Genomic DNA, 17874 nt, shown 5'->3' on the forward strand with positions numbered 1-17874 from the left:
CGCGAGTGTAACGCCAACATTACGCTGGACGATGGCGACAGCAAAAGGGCACGCACAATACACGTTATGCGGGCGCTTGCGATGAAATTACAGCACCGTAGGTTAGCAAAGCGACTATCTGTTGAGGCAGCTCTTAATAGAGCGCGTTGTAGCAGCATACTAGCCCGGACACGGTGGATAGGGCAAATACCAGAAGAAAAATTCTACCGCACTGTAAAACAGCCGATGATCGCTGGCTGCCAATGCTGCCAGCTGTGCCCCGGACCCAGGCTGTGCGTCAGCCTGTTGCTGGGAGCCCACGGTAAGTGTGGCGGGGCATGTTATGTGGCCTGAAAATCCACATCCAAATTCGAATTTGCGGAAATTGATCCTGTCGAGGCGTGTCGGATGATCCTGGTCTGTGATCCGTTGGAAGACGCTGTAAGGTCGGGTAGGTTGTGGAGAAGAGAGTGGATCGTCCGACACGGTCGCAAGGTTAACCGGTGTAATTGCCGACGTATATTCCCCGCTTAGCTAGCCACGGCACGGGGTCAATTCGTTCACTGCCGCCGAGCAGCACTTCGAAATGCAGGTGCGGTCCGGTGGAGTTGCCTCGGTTACCCATGGTGGCTATCTGGTCACCCGCCATCACGTGCTGACCGACGTTGACCAGCGTGGTGTCGACGTGACCATAAAGTGTGACTGTGCCGTCGGCGTGGCGCAGCTTAACCCACATGCCGTAGCCGGCGGTCGGCCCAGCGTCGATGACCACACCATCGGACACCGCAAGGATCGGGGTTCCGATCGCGTTGGCCAAGTCGATACCGGCGTGTAGCACACCCCAGCGGTATCCAAAATTTGAAGTGCATATACCTTTCGTTGGCATCACGTAGAGCGGCTGCGACAGCCGCGCCTCACGTTGAGCACGCTCATGAGCGAAGGCTGTGCCTTTGGCGTGCTCCTCGTTGTGCACCGCGGCACTAGCCGCGGGATGGACTGTGATGACCTGAACACCGTGGGTTGCGTTGCTGACCGCCCCGCCGCTCAGTTCCGATGCGTTGGCGGTCAGCACTGTCTCGGTCTTGGGGATATCGGCATGACTAGTGACAGTATGTGCTGCCGCGGCAACTGCTCCGGCGGCCATTGCCGAGATCAGCAAACGGCCCCTGGCCGCGCTGGTCGGTTGCTTTCGGTGCTGGCCGGGTTGGCATGGAGCGCTGGTGCAGTTCGGGGTAAGGTTGTCAGGCGCGGCTAGCGGTTCCGAGACCAGGCTGCCGATGTCCTGGAGATCGTCGATCTCTGAAGTCCGCAACACTTGCGTTTCGTTGTAGAAGTTGTAGTCGTCGCTGAACTGGAGTTCGTCAATTTCGGCGAAACCTAGGTCGTAGAGGTCTTCGAAGTCGTCAAAGCCGTCGACGGGAATAATTTCGGTGACGTCGTTGCGTTTATGCTTCAACCAGCGGTCGCGAAATGAGCGCACGGCTTCGGCAGTCATGAAGGAGTGAACGGGATGGTGCTGGAGCAACCTAAATGTCCTCGGATCGTGACCATAACGTTATCTGGACGGTGAGACCGTATCGGCTAACGGATACCGCTGGCAAATCAGGAACAAATTCCACCTGAAATTGTGATTTGTATCACTGCGTCGTACGAGTAGCGGGTTTAGTGACTGATATCACATCAGTGGTATGCGGTGGCAGCCACGGTTTGGTATGTGACACAGTTTCATCGTGCGAGTTGCCAAATTGGAACCGTCGCCTAAAACCTATTGGCCAATGCGAAGACAGCGAGCCCATGGACCTTTTTGAATATCAAGCCAAGGAATTGTTCGCCAAGCACAGCGTCCCTGGCGTGCAAGGACAGGTGACTGACAGTGCGGAAGGCGCTAAAACCATCGCCATCGAGATTGGTTGTCCAGTAATGGTGAAAGCGCAGGTAAAAACAGGCGGGCGCGGTAAAGCGGGTGGCGTCAAATACGCTGCAACCCCGGAAGACGCCTATATCCAGGCCAAGAACATTCTTGGCCTGGATATAAAAGGTAATCTTGTCAAGAAATTGCTAGTGGTCGAAGCTAGCGACATCGCTGAAGAATATTATGTCTCCTTCCTGCTCGACCGGGCCAATCGGACATACCTTGCGATGTGCTCGGTGGAAGGCGGCATGGATATCGAAGAGGTGGCCGCCACCAAGCCTGAGCGGCTGGCCAAGGTCTCGGTGGACGCGGTAAAAGGTGTAGATTTGACCTGCGCGCGTTCTATTGCGCAGCAAGGCCATCTGCCGGCTGAGGTGCTCGATGCGGCCGCGGTCACCATCGCCAAGTTGTGGGAGCTCTTTGTAATCGAAGACGCCACCCTGGTGGAGGTCAATCCGTTGGTGCGCACTCCCTCCCGCGGGGACGGCGGCCCGGGTAAAATTTTGGCGCTGGACGGCAAGGTCACTCTTGACGACAACGCCCATTTTCGCCAGCCCGGCCATGCCGAATTCGAGGATCGCGCGGACACTGATCTGCTGGCGTGGAAAGCCAAGCAACACAACCTCAACTACGTCAAGCTTGATGGTGAGGTGGGGATCATCGGTAACGGCGCGGGTCTGACCATGTCGACCTTCGACGTCGTCGCCTATGCAGGGGAACAGCACGGGGGGGTTAAGCCGGCCAACTTCCTCGATATCGGTGGCGGCGCTTCCGCCGAGGTGATGGCTGCCGGCCTGGACGTGGTTTTGAGCGACGTGCAGGTCAAGAGCGTGTTCGTCAACATATTCGGCGGGATTACCACGTGTGACACCGTCGCTACCGGAATTGTCAAGGCGTTGGAAATCTTGGGTGATGAGGCCGACAAGCCTTTAGTGGTACGCCTGGACGGCAATAACTTCGGTGAAGGCCGACGCATTCTAGCCGAGGCCAACCATCCTCTAGTGATGCTGGTCTCAACGATGGACGAGGCCGCTGATAAGGCCGCCGAGTTGGCCAACTCCCGAAAGGACTTGACTGAAATATGGCGATTTTCCTAACCAAAGACAACACGGTCATCGTCCAGGGCATCACTGGCAGTGAGGGGACCGTTCACACCGCCCGCATGCTCAAGGCAGGAACCCAAATCGTGGGCGGCGTCAACGCCCGCAAAGCGGGAGCCACCGTAACGCATGAGGACAAAGACGGCCGGATCATCACGCTGCCGGTGTTCGGCACTGTGGCCGAGTCCATCGAAAAAACCGGCGCCAACGTCTCGATTATCTTTGTGCCAGCTCGGTTTGCCAAGGACGCCATTATCGAGGCCATCGAAGCCGAAATTCCGCTGCTGGTCATCATCACCGAGGGAATTCCATTGCAGGACAGTGTATATACATGGGCCTACAATCTCGACAAAGGTGCTAAGACTCGTATCATCGGCCCCAACTGCCCCGGCATCATTACTCCCGGTCAGTCGTTGGTTGGCATTACCCCAGCTACTATAGCCGGCGCCGGTCCGATTGGTTTGGTATCCAAGTCGGGCACCTTGACCTACCAGATGATGTTCGAACTCAACGATTTCGGCTTCTCGACCGCGATCGGTATCGGTGGTGACCCGGTGATTGGTACCACGTACATCGATGTCATCGAAGCCTTCGAAAAGGATCCCGATACTAAAATCATCGTCATGATCGGCGAGATCGGTGGGGATGCCGAAGAGCGTGCGGCCGACTACATCAAAGCCAACGTGTCCAAGCCTGTTGTCGGATATATCGCGGGATTCACTGCGCCGGAAGGTAAGACGATGGGCCATGCCGGTGCCATCGTGTCCGGATCGTCGGGCACTGCAGCTGCCAAGAAGAACGCTTTAGAGGCAGCGGGCGTCAAGGTAGGTAAGACCCCGTCGAAGACGGCTGTGCTGGTCCGCGAGATTCTGCGCACCCTGTAATGGGCTGGCGCAGACCTCTCCCGTCGCTACACTGCAGCGGTCAGTTGGTCGGCTAGTCGCTCGATGTAAACGATGACCTTATCCTCGGAGCGATCCGGCATGCTGAACAGCACCCCAGTCACCCCGAGCTCGGCGGTCCACTCACGCCATCTTCCCGGGCATCGGCTTGATGTCCAGGGTCACAATCTGTAGAGAACCGGCGTGGCAAGTGGCCGCCTAGGTGTCCTCCAGTAGCTTTACCGGCTCGTCGATGTCGTAGTCACGCGGAGTCGTGATCCAGCTGTCGACGGCGCGGGCAATCCACGTGAAGTTCTTCTCCGATGTTCGCGCCGTTCACTAGCACCGGAGTGTAAGGCTGCGCCGGCTTGATCCAGACCCAGCTAGACCCGAACCTGACGAACTCGCCGTCAAGACGGCTTCATTCTTTTGTCCATAATGCCCACATTGCTTCGAGGTATTCGTGCACCACGGTGCGGCGCCGCCCGGATGGCACGCCGTGATCGGTGAGCTCGTCTGTCTTCCAGCCGAACTCGACGACGAAGTTCACTTGTTCGCCAGACAAATTGCCCAGGTTGGTAATGTTTTCCGCCAGCGTGATTGGGTCATGTTAGACGAGCAGCCCCGCCGCCGTGGACAGCCGCAGTCAGCCGACGTAACCGCGCATGTCGCTCCCCAACTCACCTATGGGTCACCGGTGCGCATATAGCGGTCGTTGGACAGTTATGCATCATCCGTAACCCGGTGGTGGGGCCTCGGTGACATTGGTATTTGGGTTATTAGGGGTGTGTTAGGGCGAGTAAAGCGTGCGGAAGCCGTGGCTTTCCGCACGCTTAGCTGCTGCCGCGGGGGGTGATGCCGCGGTCACTGGTGTAAAGGCAAGCCCGTAGCCCCTACCAAGAACTACTAGTAGCGTGTTCCACGTACGACGGGGCCAGGGTAGTGGTCGACGATTTCGTTGGCCACCGGTGGTAGGCGAACTGACACGCAGGTCATCCCGGCGCGGTCGCCCTAACGTGCGCTAGCGTTGGTGATCGAATACGCCGCAACGTAAGCGCTGCCAATTTGGGCGTTTATCCAACGGTGCGCGTGGAAGCACAGCGTTGCACTGCAGCAGTGACGCCGTGACGACACTGGAAATAACAGGAGGAATCATGACCTACTTGCCCGGTAGTCCCGGATATCCATTCGCGCAGCCCGCCGGGTCATACCCAGCCGCGACACCCTCTTTTGCCAAAAGCGATGTAGGTGAGAGCCAGCTTTACCAATATTTGACGATCGCGGTGGCGGTACTCGGGTTGGCAGTGTACCTTGGAAATTTTGGCCCGACATTTACATCGAGCGCCGACATTGGCCCAGGCTCCGGTGAACTTGCCAGTGACGCCGGCCCTGCGGTCGTCGTTGCGCTGCTGGCCGCCCTGCTTGCCGGGTTGGCTCTGCTGCCCAAGGCGAAGAGCAGTGCCGGAGTAGTCGGGGCGATCGCGGTTCTGGGTGCGTTGTTGACGATCTCGGAGATGATCAAAATGCCCACCGGCTTCTCGATCGGTTGGGCGATGTGGTTCATTCTGGCTTGCAGCGTGCTCCAAGCGATTGCCGCCGTCGTCGCGCTTCTGCTGGAGGCAGGAATTATAACTGCGCCGGCACCGCGGCTGAGTTACGATCCTTACCTACAATACGGACAGTACGGGGCTCAGGCGTATTACGGGCCACCGAGTGGACAGCTGCAGGTCGGACTGCACGCGCACAGCCCGCAGCAGTCGCCTGCCGGGTACGGATTGCAGTACAGCAGTTATACTTCAAGCCAGACTCAGACCCAGGCAGGGATGCCGACTACGGGCGGATTTAGCGCGCAGCACTCGGAGCAGCAAGAACCATCCACCCCACCCACCGGCTTCTCAAGTTTTAGCCCGCCACCATCGGTCGGCGCAGGCGCCGGGTCGCAGGCTGGGTCGGCTCCGGTTAGTTATTCCAATCCCACCGATAGTCAGCAGTCCTACGGCCAGGGTCGGGAGTCGACATCGTCATCATCGGGGTCAGCGCCGGTTTAACCGGGCGCTTTCGCGCCTAGCTGGGCAAATGCGCTAGGAATCACACGGGTGGAGGAGGACAATCGGGCCACGGGTGTTCGCCAGGCGTGTGACCTGCTAAAGGTCGCATTCGGTCCGGCAGTGGTAGCATTGGTCATAATCGCTGCGGTCACCTTGCTCCAGCTGTTGATCGCCAACAGCGATATGACCGGTGCGTTGGGCGCCATCGCCAGTATGTGGCTCGGCGTGCATCAGGTGCCGACCTCAATCGGCGGTCGCGAACTGAGCATAATGCCGCTGCTACCGGTCCTGTTGATGGTGTGGGCTACCGCCCATAGCACTTCGGAAGCCACCTCTGCGTACTCGTCGTGGCTCGTTGTCCGCAGGATTGTTGCGTCCGCGTTGGGTGGGCCCTTACTGATAGCAGCGATCTCGCTGGCGGTTATTCATGACGCCTCGTCGGTGCTGACCGAGCTGCAGACGCCCAAGGCCTTGCGCGCGTTCACTGGCGTGCTGGTGGTGCATGCCATCGGTGCGGCGATCGGGGTGAATTCGCAGATGGGTCGACGGGTTCTGACGGCATCGCGGCTGCCGGATTGGGTGGGTGATTCAGTGCACGCCGCGACAGCCGGGGTGCTGGCGTTGCTTGGGCTTTCCGGTCTGGTGACGGCGGGATCGCTAGTTGTGCACTGGGCGACAATGCAAGAGCTTTACGGCATCACCGATTCGATATTTGGCCAGTTCAGCTTGACAGTGCTGTCGGTACTGTATGCACCCAACGTGATTGTGGGCACTTCAGCGGTCGCGGTCGGTTCCAGCGCCCATCTTGGTTTTGCGACGTTTAGTTCGTTCACTGTTTTTGGCGGAGATATCCCGGCATTGCCAGTATTAGCCGCGGCTCCCACACCGCCGCTCGCGCCAGTTTGGGTCGCCTGGCTGATCGTTGGCGCGACATCTGGGGTTGCGGTCGGGCAGCAATGCGGGAGACATCCGCTGCCTCTTTTTGCCTCGATGGCTAAGCTGCTGGTTGCGGCGGTGGCCGGGGCACTGATGATGGCATTGCTTGGGTATGCCGGGAGCGGCCGGCTGGGCAATTTCGGCAATATCGACGTGAATCAGGGTTCCCTGGTGGTCGGGGTTTTCTTCTGGTTCTCGATCGTTGGTTGGGTAACGGTGGTGTTGACCTGCGGGATCAAGCGTTTTCCCAGAACACCCAAACCACCACCGGGCCTGTCTGCCGAAGAGCAAATCGATGCAGCGCCGGGAGACCACGAGGCGTACTTTACCGTCGATCTCTATGAAGAGGACGAAACACCCCACGCTAAGCCCGGCGAGGCATCGGATTAGCCGCATCTTCGCCAGACTACGCTCACAGTGTGCAGGAACCGCTCTGTATTCCCCCCAGTGCACCAGCGCGGGTGGTGGTGTTGGCATCGGGAACTGGTTCGCTCCTGGGTTCATTGATCGACGCAGCTGTTGGCGATTACCCAGCGCAGGTGGTGGCCGTCGGTGTCGATCGTGACTGCGGGGCGACAGAGATCGCCAAGGCGGCATCAGTGCCGACCTTTATCGTCCGACTCACTGACCCACCCGGGCGTGATGCCTGGGACGTCCAGATAACCGAAGCCGTCACGGCGCACAAGCCCGATCTGGTCGTCCTGGCAGGATTTATGAGAATACTTGGGCCACAGTTTCTTTCACGATTCTTTGGCCGTATCGTCAATACCCATCCGGCGCTGCTGCCGGCATTTCCGGGTACGCATGGCGTGGCTGACGCATTGGCCTACGGTGTGAAGGTCGCAGGCGCTACGGTGCACCTAGTGGATGCCGGCATTGACACCGGGCCTATATTAGCGCAGCAATCCGTTCCGGTGCTCGACAGTGATGACACCGGGGCTTTGCATGAACGCATCAAGGTCATTGAACGACAGCTGTTGGTCGACGTGGTGGGCGTAATCGCGACCAGTGGCGTGACCTTGGTCGGGAGAAAAGCGACGATCGGACGAAAGGCGATCATAGGATGAGCAGTGACGACGAGCGGGACATGGCAAGAAGACCGATTCGCCGCGCGTTGATCAGTGTGTACGACAAGACCGGCCTGATTGAACTTGCCCAGGGTTTGAGTGCGGCGGGTGTCGACATCGTCTCGACCGGATCGACGGGGAAGGCCATTGCCGGTAAAGGGATTGCGGTGACACCTGTGGAGGAACTGACCGGGTTCCCCGAGGTACTTGACGGCCGGGTCAAGACATTGCACCCTCGGGTCCATGCCGGCCTGCTGGCCGACTTGCGTAAACCCGAGCATGCCTCGGAGCTTGAGCAACTCGGAATCGAGGCGTTCGAACTAGTTGTCGTCAACTTGTATCCGTTCAGCCAAACGGTCGAATCCGGTGCGACTGTAGACGAATGTGTCGAACAGATCGATACTGGCGGACCTTCGATAGTGCGAGCGGCCGCAAAGAACTATCCCAGCGTGGCGGTGGTCACCGACCCACTTGGGTACGTTGGCGTGCTTGCCGCAGTGCGGGGCGGCGGATTCACCCTTGCCGAGCGTAAAAGGCTGGCGTCGATGGCATTTCAGCACATCGTGGAGTACGACATCGCCGTCGCTAGTTGGATGCAGTCGACGCTAGCACCCGAGCAGCCACCAACGGCGTTTCCGCAGTGGTTTAGCCGCAGCTGGCGTCGCTCGGCAATGCTGCGCTACGGCGAAAACCCGCACCAGCAGGCGGCTCTGTACAGCGACCCCAGTGCCTGTCCTGGCTTGGCTCAGGCCAAGCAGCTGCACGGGAAAAACATGTCCTACAACAACTTCACTGACGCAGACACGGCCTGGCGTGCTGCCTTCGACCACGAGCAGTCGTGCGTAGCAATCATCAAGCACGCCAACCCGTGCGGGATTGCAATCTCGTCGATTTCGGTCGCCGACGCACATCGCAAGGCTCACGAATGCGACCCGTTGAGTGCCTACGGCGGAGTTATCGCCGTCAACACCGAGGTCAGCCTTGAGATGGCAGAGTACGTGAGCACCATCTTCACCGAGGTGATCGTTGCGCCCTCCTACGCGCCAGGCGCCGTCGACGTGCTGACCTGCAAAAAAAACGTCCGGGTCTTGGTGGCCTCCGCACCGCTACGCGGTGGTAGCGAGCTACGGCCGGTCAGTGGAGGACTGTTGATCCAGCAACCCGATCAGCTTGACACAGCAGGTGACAACCCAGCGAACTGGACCTTGGTTACCGGATCACCGGCCGGCCCGGCGACGTTGACGGACTTGGTCTTTGCGTGGCGTGCCTGCCGCGCGGTGAAGTCGAACGCAATTGTGATCGCCGCCAACGGCGCCACCATCGGTGTTGGCATGGGTCAGGTTAACCGAGTCGACGCCGCTCGCCTTGCCGTTCAGCGTGGCGGCGACCGGGTCCGTGGCGCAGTGGTGGCCTCCGATGCGTTCTTTCCCTTTGCTGACGGACTTCAGGCACTGGCCGCGGCCGGAGTCACGGCGATAGTGCACCCCGGGGGTTCCGTGCGTGACGCGGAGGTAACCGCAGCTGCAGCCAAAGCCGGGGTTACTTTGTATCTCACCGGAGTTCGCCACTTTGTGCACTAGGCCGTGCGCGTCAATGTGAGTCAAACCCGGGGCTGGCGCAGTACCCGGGTCAGGTCAGGTATATGCAGTAGCGCTTGACTCGATCATATGCTGTGACATATGCACGAAACACTCACATGACCATATATGTTTATGTTTTCGGATGCCACTAAAATCTGCTGTTGAGTACCACTTATGGAACGGGCACCAGTCGTGAGTGACAACATGGGCCGCTAGCTACGGCTTTCGGACACATTACGACTGCCCAATGTGACGGTAATACCCGATGCCGATCGGTATTAAGACTGCCCCTGTAGAACATTAGGTGCAGTACGCGATAATACTCGCATCAACTTCATGGTGCCGGGTTCCTCGATATGCAGACGAGATCTTGTTCTGGTTGCGCAGCCACGCATCGAGCATAACGCAATCTTACTTCACCCATAGCAACCTAAAAACACTGCCAGTGCTGCATGTGTTGGCAACCGCTACACTCTTTTAGAACCTGCGGTAGGTTCGTAGTTCGGCGCAAACTCTACGTAAAGCAGCAGGCCATGATGAAACTCACCGGCCGCTAGTCGGCGCTTTGATGGCGGCTAGGGATAAGTAATGAATAGTATGAGCGTTGTTTTGGTGAATCTAGACGATGCCGCACAACTGTAAACGGGTGCTGGCACGGAGAAATTTCTAGGATACATTGTGTTATTTCCCACCATTTGGTGGATACTCGGTGCTCCGGTCCGGTGACCACAGGCCTTCTACTTATGCATCCCTTCCTGGGGCCAATCCTGCTCGCAGCTACCTCAGGTTCTGAAGTCCGTTCCGCGGCGCCGGGCATTTTTGGACGTCTGGTTATAGTGGAGCGTGCTTCTGGATCGGAGTGATTGCCACTCTGGTCGTGATGTATTCGCAGTAATGGATCATTCGAAAGCCGGATCGCTAGCAGTTCCAGCATCGACCATGGTGGTAGGCACGGCGGGATGCGGGTTGACTATGATGGGTACAATATCTCACTGTTCGATCCATTTCGGATCTGGTCAGCGAGGTTGTCGCGGCGATGACAAAAATCGAGCATAGTCCAAATCGGAATGCTGGTCGCAATTTATGCGCATTATTAACTTGGTCGGCCCGACAACCGCGTTCGCCGTGTTGACTGCACTGGCCATCTTGGGGGCGTTAGCGTAAACAAATGCACCGATATCGAGGGTGTTGGCTACCGCACGTGCACTGCATGATCTACTGTTATCGTCTCCTCTCCCCTACTGCCGACTTTGGCATCGGTGTCTCAGCGGGTCTAGTCTTTGCCAGCAACATCGGTGCCAAAAACCGGTACGAATGCACTGTGATCGGCGAAGCGGTCAACAAGGCCGCACGGCTAACCGACTTTGCTAAGGCCTCGGACCGGAGAACTCTGTGTTTGTCACCGGCCATCGACCGCTCCGAGCCGGCTGAGCGTGAGCACTGGGTCGGATACTATTCCAGTGTATTGCGTGGCTGCTCCACGTTTGGGCTCCGATAAGCACTAGCGGGGCAGTGCGGAGAATATGCAATGTAACATTGCGTGACTGACTGGTGCTTGAATAAAGCTAGCCTCTATTGCGTGTCGGGAATTAACGGGGTCGAGGACTATCCGAGCACGTGGTGCACCCCGCTCATAGGATCGTTCGGGGTTCCCGCTGAGAAGTTGGCCGACAAGGGAAACAACTGCGCAGCGCGATGTGACTCCGTGGTTGGCGGGGTTGATCGCAGTTCAGCTGGGATCTCTCTTGTGCCGCAATGGCTTGGATATGGCGTCAGTGGGTGGCCAGCCGTAGCTGAAAGCCGAAACTTCCGTCGGCCCCAAAAACAACAACACATAACACTGTCGTTCTTTCTGTCAGGAAGCCTTATTCGAGGAGGTGCTCGTGCAAAAATTAGCTAAATGCATTGTTAATTGTTTTTGGGCTTTCTATGGGTGACCGTGTTGTAGTTATCTGCGGTGGTCACCTCTGAATATTAAATGGCGCTTTTATTTAATTTTTGAGATCATGGACGGAGTTCTTTTACTGTTCTGGAGGCTGCAAACCGCTTGGGAGAAAAATCTCTTATCATCCATTTTGGTGACTTTCCGCATTAACTGGGCATGTGCTATGAACACTTCTCCTGTCGCCGGGTTATGGAGCTGCTGAAAAAGCTCTACTGCTAGGATATCCTGTCGATACTGCTGCAAAGCCGCCACGTTGTGGTGGCTGATAAAACGAGCACGGGGGTGGACTACCGCCCCGCGGTTGTGTGCTACGGTCCCAACAAGCAGGACATGTACGCCGATTCGGCACGCGGTCCCGTTAACAGTGCTCGCACTGCCACGGTTCCCCGAACATCGTTCGGCCATCTAACAGGGATCTCTGGTTGCAGCTATTCCAAGCAACGTCATCCGGCTTGGCACCACGGTTCCGGGACATCACCAGTGCTCAAGGTGTGAGCTGGCTGACTGAATACTGACCCAGCTCAACGTCAATACCGGTCAACAAGCAGTACTTGGCGTCGTCCTGGCACGCGTGGAAGCTCTCGACCGTTAAGGTTAAGTGACCAAGAGGGAGATCATAGTGACCGATACCAACCTCATCGAAAACGAAGAACGCCAGGCGCTGCGCAAAGCGGTGGCTGCTTTGGTAGCCAACTACAGTCAAGTAGTATTTCTTGGAGAAGGCGTGTTCCCGCCAGCACACCGACGAATTATGCTCCGAAGAAAACAATCTCGTATTTCTCGATGATGTGCAACTGCTCGCCTACACACTCGTCGCAGCCTAGGATGCCATAGTCGCACAGCTTTTCGCTGTCCTGAACCCCGAACGCATTATGGGCACGGCCAGCACCATAGTAATGGTACGCCTCACGATCGATAAGGCCGTAGGGGCGACGTGCAGAAAGTTTTCCACCCTGATAGATACCCATCAGGTTCTGTCGCATACGTTGGCGCAGAGTAACGTTGATGTCTAACTCGCCAAGATGATGCAAAAGGCCTCAGCGTCCTACGAAAATGGCGACGACTTTGGCACAGCCGAGGCCATCAACATGGTCAAATACGAAGGCAGTCGACCAAGTCATGCAGTCAATGGGCGGCAACGAGCTAACCCAGGAGTATGGCGATGCCACAATGGTGACCTCAGTCAGGTTCGAATGGATCGTGCCGATTAGTCGCGAGATAGTACTGAACTTCGTTGCATAGACATCGCTGGGTCCTAACGACCATCTTCCTGATGGATGCACTCGTAGACTACGCCGGCCATGACCACTTACGTGAGGTCCTTTCGCCCGGCTGACACTGAACTCTCCCAAATAACCGCAACGCACTCTCGAGCACCCTTATTAACCAACTGCACCAGGACCTGCGAAACGCAACAGCAGGTTCGGTGTCGCGATGGGTGGTCTTAGGACACACCGGCGGTATGTTTTGCGTCGGTGCTAGACCTGAGGAATGCCGGCGACGGTGACCCATTCTATATGTCTGTTACGCGTGCCCAAGCAATGACGACGTTGCTACGCGACATCGTCACAGAGCCGCTACCGGTGATCGGCGCCATAGATCGTCATACCCGCGCCAACGATAATCTCACTCACTTTATCTAGCGCAGATATCGGCCCACCACACCGCCGGGTATTACGCTAACCAGCGAAAGGTGCGTAGGCTGCCGAAAGCCGCAAAGATCGGATTGATTCCGATGGCCGCTGACTACGTTGATGCCACGGTCGGGTCATTGGTAACCTCGATAGGTCACAATTCACCACAGGGTCTTGCGGTGTTGAAGGCACTTACCACCCCGTTGTTCTTGAAGGATTCAACCGGTACGCCGAATGGCCCACCAATGACTCGGCCCGGCTGTTTGTCTCCGACGAAACTCGTGGAGACCTGCTTGTGTGACTGCAAAAACGGCAGACGAGTTGGATCTATTACCACTCGCCGATGATACGAGCCGCTGAGCGGCCCGAGGTGGGAGAGGGCCATCAAGGATCAAACGATACGGTAGCTGTAAAGTCAGCAATTTAGGCACTCCTATTGCTGCAGCCAAATCTTTAGGTCGTACGCTCGTGGGTGATGAGCAATTCAGCGCAACGTAACGCGAAGGGTGCACGTGACCAGCCTTTGCGTGCAGCAGACACCGACCGCATTCAGATTGCGCAGTTGTTAGCCTATGCCGCTGAGCAAGGCCGCTTGGAGCTGAAAGACTACGAAGACCGACTTGCTAGGGCGTATGCAGCGACCACGTACCAAGAGTTGGAGCAGCTGCGGGACGATCTGCCAGGGTCACAAGTAAGCGCCCGTCGAGGTGGCAATCCCAATCCGGCTCCATCAATACTGCTGCTGGCCCTGATGAGCGGATTTGAGCGGCGAGGTCGATGGAATGTGCCGAGGAAGTTGACTACATTCTCTTTTTGGGGTAGTGGGGTGGTGGATTTACGCTACGCGGACTTCACGTCGACAGAGGTTGAACTCCATGCGTACTCGGTGATGGGCGTGCAGACTATTTTGCTGCCGCCCGAAGTAAACGTGGAGATCACTGGCCACGGTGTGATGGGTAGCTTTGACCGTCAAGTACGAGGTCAAGGCACACCAGGCGCACCAACAGTGAAGATTCGCGGCTTCTCGCTGTGGGGCGGCGTGGGAATCAAGCGCAAAGCCCGCAGGCCTCGCAGGTAGCAGACGACCAGGTCTGATCACGTACTCGCATGTACTCGGCAGTGACTGGTTGACCCCTGATGCTCGTGCCATACTCCGGCGAAAAATTCCGAGAATGGTGAATCCGAGCAAGGAGCCGTTATGTTCGAAGAGTTGTGGGCGATTCCTGACGTACTCTGCTATGCGGGTAATGAGCTGGCCAAGCATAACAATTCGTTACTGGTGTCACGGCGGTCCTGCCGACGCGAAGCGGAAAACGCTCAGTTGGGATGGGTCGGCTCGTTGACGGCCGCGTTGTCGGTATTGCTTGACCGGTTGGTGGTGGCCAGCACCAAATAACATAGGCCACTTCGGTTAGAATTCCGGTGTCATGTATGTCGCCGCTGCCGGATGCACCGCGACCAAGCAGCGCAACGCGACCGCCCTGAACCAAGTGAGCGACACCATCTATGGTGGAATCTAGCCCACGCCATGGCGTTGCACCTGGTTGATATTGAGCGCTGGGATCCTGCGGCGATCACGACAGTCTTGGAGACTACGATCAAGCACACGCACGGCAACCACACCGCCTCGTATGCGCTAAGCAAAATCATACGGTTTCTGGATTTTGGCGGTGACATTGCAGCAACAGCCCATTAAGCAACCTAATGCACCGCGCTTATCCTCGCCACCTACGAAGACGCCTAGGAAGCCATCGCGCGTGCCACAGAGAAGTCGGCTGACGAAGTTGCCGCAATCCGTTGGCGTTGCCGATGATTCGTCAGAAAGCTCGGGATCATCAGCGCACGATTGTCGACACCACTGGTACGATACTGTTGTCATTATCCACTGTGGACCAGAACTGCATCCTTGACACCGCAATCATACTGAGGAAAAAGCTTTTAGCTGTCCGCTAATGCAGAGCATGCAGATGAGGATTTGGCAACTCGATTCGCTTCACTGACGTTGATTGCCCTCGAGCAAGTCTATGCCAAAATCAGCCCAAATGCCGCATATTCCACAGCCAGGAAGTAACCCCACGCGGTCGACACTTGGGGAATTTTGCTGATTCCGGGCCAGCAGGATCGGGTTACACAGTGGTTCTGAAACTCCATCCGCAACCTCGATGGCATCACTACCAAGTTCCGCAATGAGAACAATATAACTGTGCTGCAACACGAAGTACCCTTCTGCAGAACGGTTGGTGCGAAGGTAACAGAGTCTGTCCTCAGAACATCGATAAGTTGACGGATCTCAGGCAGCCACGAGATACATTGGCTGGCACACGGCGGAGTCAGCTTGACATTGCTTTTCACCACAAGAAATCTCGGCAAAGTACTTGCAGCAGTTAGGGTCGGAGATGTCTACAAAGTGTTCCGTTTCGGAGTCACCGTCGATGGGATGAACTTTCTAATCAACTCCACTGCTGCACAGATGGTTATCAACGTCCAAGTCCAGCGTAACAAAGCAGTCGATTTGCGCCGATGACCTTGGCATTGCGAATCCCGTTACGGTGGACTGTACTACCTCGCTGTTTTATGATCTATCGGATAGCCTACTAGAGGTCGCCCATGACTGGCTCTCCTGGGCTGGCGAGGGACAACTGATCAGCTTCTATACGCGCTTGGCGGTCAACACAACTATGGCGGATAAGTACATAACCGCGTTCGGGTATTCCCATGTAGGTCGCTAACCATCAGCCTGGCATTTCAGCAGGGTGCACCCGTCCACGACGTTGTCTTGTATGGCTCACCGGGTACCAAGTTCAGTAACCCCGCTACGCTTGGAGTTGAACCTGAATATGCTTATTACATAATCGTAAACAACAACTCGTTCGCCATTCTGATTCCTCATGCCGGCGTGTTAGGCAGGAGCCTGCAAGATGTGTTTGGTTTCATCGAGCTGTACATCCAATCAGGTTTCACTCTATGATGGAAAATCCGATAATTGACAGTGGAATTGCTACGCATACGGCAACGCCGAATATCCTTGTGTCAAGCCTAACTGACGGCTACGCATGAGCGGCTACATTTTGGCCACGGTGCTGGCCAGAACTGCAGAACGATCCGATCAAACCACCTCCTTCTGCGCTCCCCCGTGACAGGCGTGGATCATCATCGCTGCACCTTAGTCATGAAGAAACGATGAGCGACTACACCAACTGGATGCGTTGAGCCGACAAATTTCACTTCATAAGCGATGTCGTGGCCCAGCGAGTAGGACCGTCAGTATAACATGGCCAGGCCGGCAGCCAGACCTGAAAACATCGTGCAGCAGCTCGCCAACGTAGACGTCACAGTCCAAGCGAAACTTGCGCAATACTCATCAAGTAAAATTTTTTACAGCGCAAGTTTTACATCAAACCAGGCACTGGAGCGACCCGTTCATCGCTTCCGTCGGTCAGCCAAAGGGATACCATCTGTTCTTTGGCAGCCCTGCCCCAACGTAGGGGGCAATGGCTGCATATCGTGACCGAGTTGGCGTCAGTGTTCGCGGTGGTGCACTTTCGTCCCAACAACTCCGCGCTCGGGAGTCCGTTATTGCCGCTGGGCACGCCCAACAACTCCCGAATCAGCTACACTGATACATTAATTGACCAGGTCACCGCCGACACCGAGCATCCGACCCGGACATATACTAGCCCATACTTGTACGAATTCCCTTGGCGGACGACAAGCCCCAACATCTCCTAGCTCGGTAGTTATGATCTGCAGCACCACCTAACCGCGATCACAATCACAACTCACCCACCAAAACCACCGCGACAACAAAATAGTACGAGTTCGTCGTGGCCCCCGTGAGAAAGTGTAAGTCACGTGGCAGATTGCTAGCGCGTTCCCACTCGTCGATATTGGGCAGGGTCTCTCGTTCTGTGAATGAGCGCAAAGTCTTTCGCAGCTGTTAGTGTTCCATTGCGGCTGTGCCGAACTTCGGCCCACTCTGGCGTAGGTCGTCACCTTCGACGTGGGCGATCCTTGCCCCGATACCGAAGCCCTCGGCCAGCGCCTTTACCGTATCTTCCAGCCCGGCGAGGTTCAGGCTACCGGTGTTGGCGACTATGCATACTCCACGATCGCGGGCCAGTCCCAATGCAGTCTTCAAGTTGGGTCAGGAAGGTCTTGGTGTAGCAGCGGTCGGGGTGTTTTTCCTGCCACTACCAAGAAGCATCGAAGTCACTTCGGCCATTTAGTCACCGGCGAAGAAGTCGAGTTCACCACCGGTGAATGTTTTGGGTATAGCTGATAGTCGGTCACCGTATAAGGCCGAGCAATTTCTGATGCGGACGGTGTGAAAACCATCTGCTTCTCCACTTCAAGAGACTACCAAACCTAATTTGAGCGCAACACCCCAACCAGCTGGTTGCCTGCTGTTATCAATGTCATGTCAAGGTCTCGCCAGAGCGGCCGTATGCTACCCACAAGACACGCCCTGTGACGAATCGCTCTGGCTTATGTGTCACTGCGCAGCGCGGTCGGTGGGCTGGCCAGTTTGGTGAGCAATAGATCACTCAATCTATCATAATACTGGTAATCGTTAACCTCGATCGAGTAGTAAGGGCCGATAATGGCTACACCCAAGCGCAGGATGTCGCGCGCGAACACCCGAAGCCGACGCGCGCAGTGGAAGGCTAATCGGATCGAGCTTGTCGGTGTGAAAATGGTGGGGGAGCGACACAAGGTGCCTCGCAGACTGCTCAAGGCGGCACGTCTTGGTCTTGTCGACTTCTAAAGCGTTAATCCTGATTCCACTGTTGCC

The 17874-nt window shown here is 56.7% G+C and carries 16 protein-coding genes and 4 pseudogenes; 16 read left to right on the forward strand and 4 right to left on the reverse strand.

The features are described 5' to 3' along the window. Positions 1 to 475: 475 nt before the first annotated feature. On the reverse strand, positions 476 to 1474 hold the full coding sequence (locus tag MLPF_RS00930) for a M23 family metallopeptidase (protein WP_045842283.1): 999 nt from the start codon (positions 1472 to 1474) through the stop codon (positions 476 to 478). 299 nt (positions 1475 to 1773) lie between these two features. Between MLPF_RS00930 and sucC the strand changes: the two genes are divergently transcribed. Together sucC and sucD are read left to right on the forward strand one after the other, a co-directional pair. Continuing rightward, entirely contained in the window at positions 1774 to 2988 is a 1215-nt protein-coding gene (gene sucC, locus MLPF_RS00935) for an ADP-forming succinate--CoA ligase subunit beta (protein WP_045842284.1), read from the forward strand. After that, the gene (gene sucD, locus MLPF_RS00940; RefSeq protein ID WP_045842285.1) at positions 2973 to 3875 is read left to right on the forward strand and encodes a succinate--CoA ligase subunit alpha; all 903 of its coding nucleotides are present in this window, start codon (positions 2973 to 2975) and stop codon (positions 3873 to 3875) included. Before sucC ends, sucD begins: the two co-directional genes overlap by 16 nt. Before the next feature lie 26 nt (positions 3876 to 3901). Here sucD and MLPF_RS00945 read toward each other — a convergent pair. Continuing rightward, positions 3902 to 4729, reverse strand: a pseudogene (locus MLPF_RS00945) (LLM class flavin-dependent oxidoreductase). A gap of 297 nt (positions 4730 to 5026) precedes the next feature. On the opposite strand from MLPF_RS00945, the gene MLPF_RS00950 reads away from it, so the two are divergent. The 5 genes from MLPF_RS00950 to MLPF_RS00970 all read left to right on the forward strand — a co-directional run bounded on the left by MLPF_RS00950 (position 5027) and on the right by MLPF_RS00970 (position 11001). After that, positions 5027 to 5920: a DUF5336 domain-containing protein gene (locus tag MLPF_RS00950; RefSeq protein WP_045842287.1), complete on the forward strand. Its 894-nt coding sequence runs from the start codon at positions 5027 to 5029 to the stop codon at positions 5918 to 5920. A 39-nt stretch (positions 5921 to 5959) separates the two neighbouring features. After that, on the forward strand, positions 5960 to 7246 hold the full coding sequence (locus MLPF_RS00955) for a cell division protein PerM (protein WP_045842288.1): 1287 nt from the start codon (positions 5960 to 5962) through the stop codon (positions 7244 to 7246). A 29-nt stretch (positions 7247 to 7275) separates the two neighbouring features. Then, positions 7276 to 7923 carry a phosphoribosylglycinamide formyltransferase gene (gene purN / locus MLPF_RS00960; protein WP_045842289.1) on the forward strand — a complete coding sequence of 216 codons (648 nt, stop codon included), beginning with the start codon at positions 7276 to 7278 and terminating at the stop codon, positions 7921 to 7923. After that, positions 7920 to 9503: a bifunctional phosphoribosylaminoimidazolecarboxamide formyltransferase/IMP cyclohydrolase gene (purH, locus tag MLPF_RS00965; protein ID WP_045842290.1), complete on the forward strand. Its 1584-nt coding sequence runs from the start codon at positions 7920 to 7922 to the stop codon at positions 9501 to 9503. Before purN ends, purH begins: the two co-directional genes overlap by 4 nt. A 1201-nt stretch (positions 9504 to 10704) precedes the next feature. Next, a complete protein-coding gene (locus tag MLPF_RS00970) occupies positions 10705 to 11001 on the forward strand; it encodes a hypothetical protein (protein ID WP_427901946.1) in 297 nt (98 codons plus the stop codon). Positions 11002 to 11932: 931 nt separating this feature from the next. Here MLPF_RS00970 and MLPF_RS00975 read toward each other — a convergent pair. Further along, on the reverse strand, positions 11933 to 12190 hold the full coding sequence (locus MLPF_RS00975; protein WP_050038822.1) for a hypothetical protein: 258 nt from the start codon (positions 12188 to 12190) through the stop codon (positions 11933 to 11935). A 4-nt stretch (positions 12191 to 12194) separates the two neighbouring features. Here MLPF_RS00975 and MLPF_RS00980 point away from each other — a divergent pair. The 8 genes and pseudogenes from MLPF_RS00980 to MLPF_RS01005 all read left to right on the forward strand — a co-directional run. Beyond that, positions 12195 to 12690: pseudogene (locus MLPF_RS00980) on the forward strand (acyl-CoA dehydrogenase family protein); the annotation flags it as partial. Between the two features lie 31 nt (positions 12691 to 12721). Further along, a pseudogene (locus MLPF_RS00985) lies at positions 12722 to 13383 on the forward strand (enoyl-CoA hydratase-related protein). 174 nt (positions 13384 to 13557) lie between these two features. Then, positions 13558 to 14160 (forward strand): DUF1707 SHOCT-like domain-containing protein, encoded by a 603-nt coding sequence (locus MLPF_RS00990; RefSeq protein WP_045842295.1) that lies wholly within the window; start codon positions 13558 to 13560, stop codon positions 14158 to 14160. A 120-nt stretch (positions 14161 to 14280) separates the two neighbouring features. Continuing rightward, positions 14281 to 14478, forward strand: a complete 198-nt coding sequence (locus MLPF_RS00995; protein WP_050038824.1) for a hypothetical protein — start codon at positions 14281 to 14283, stop codon at positions 14476 to 14478. 132 nt (positions 14479 to 14610) lie between these two features. Continuing rightward, positions 14611 to 14778, forward strand: a complete 168-nt coding sequence (locus tag MLPF_RS01000; protein WP_156146911.1) for a hypothetical protein — start codon at positions 14611 to 14613, stop codon at positions 14776 to 14778. 645 nt (positions 14779 to 15423) lie between these two features. After that, positions 15424 to 15606 (forward strand): alpha/beta hydrolase, encoded by a 183-nt coding sequence (locus tag MLPF_RS16715; protein ID WP_427901951.1) that lies wholly within the window; start codon positions 15424 to 15426, stop codon positions 15604 to 15606. A gap of 207 nt (positions 15607 to 15813) precedes the next feature. Continuing rightward, the gene (locus MLPF_RS16720) at positions 15814 to 16050 is read left to right on the forward strand and encodes an alpha/beta hydrolase (protein ID WP_082082280.1); all 237 of its coding nucleotides are present in this window, start codon (positions 15814 to 15816) and stop codon (positions 16048 to 16050) included. 536 nt (positions 16051 to 16586) lie between these two features. Then, entirely contained in the window at positions 16587 to 16811 is a 225-nt protein-coding gene (locus MLPF_RS01005) for a hypothetical protein (protein ID WP_175266301.1), read from the forward strand. A 229-nt stretch (positions 16812 to 17040) separates the two neighbouring features. On the opposite strand, the pseudogene MLPF_RS01015 reads toward MLPF_RS01005, so the two are convergent. Further along, positions 17041 to 17397: pseudogene (locus MLPF_RS01015) on the reverse strand (acyclic terpene utilization AtuA family protein); the annotation flags it as partial. Positions 17398 to 17682: 285 nt separating this feature from the next. Here MLPF_RS01015 and rpmF point away from each other — a divergent pair. Further along, complete coding sequence (rpmF, locus tag MLPF_RS01020) at positions 17683 to 17847, forward strand: 50S ribosomal protein L32 (RefSeq protein ID WP_082082281.1); 165 nt, start codon at positions 17683 to 17685, stop codon at positions 17845 to 17847. The last annotated feature ends 27 nt before the right edge of the window (positions 17848 to 17874 follow it).

The sequence above is a fragment of the Mycobacterium lepromatosis genome (genome assembly GCF_000975265.2).
Lineage (GTDB): Bacteria > Actinomycetota > Actinomycetes > Mycobacteriales > Mycobacteriaceae > Mycobacterium > Mycobacterium lepromatosis.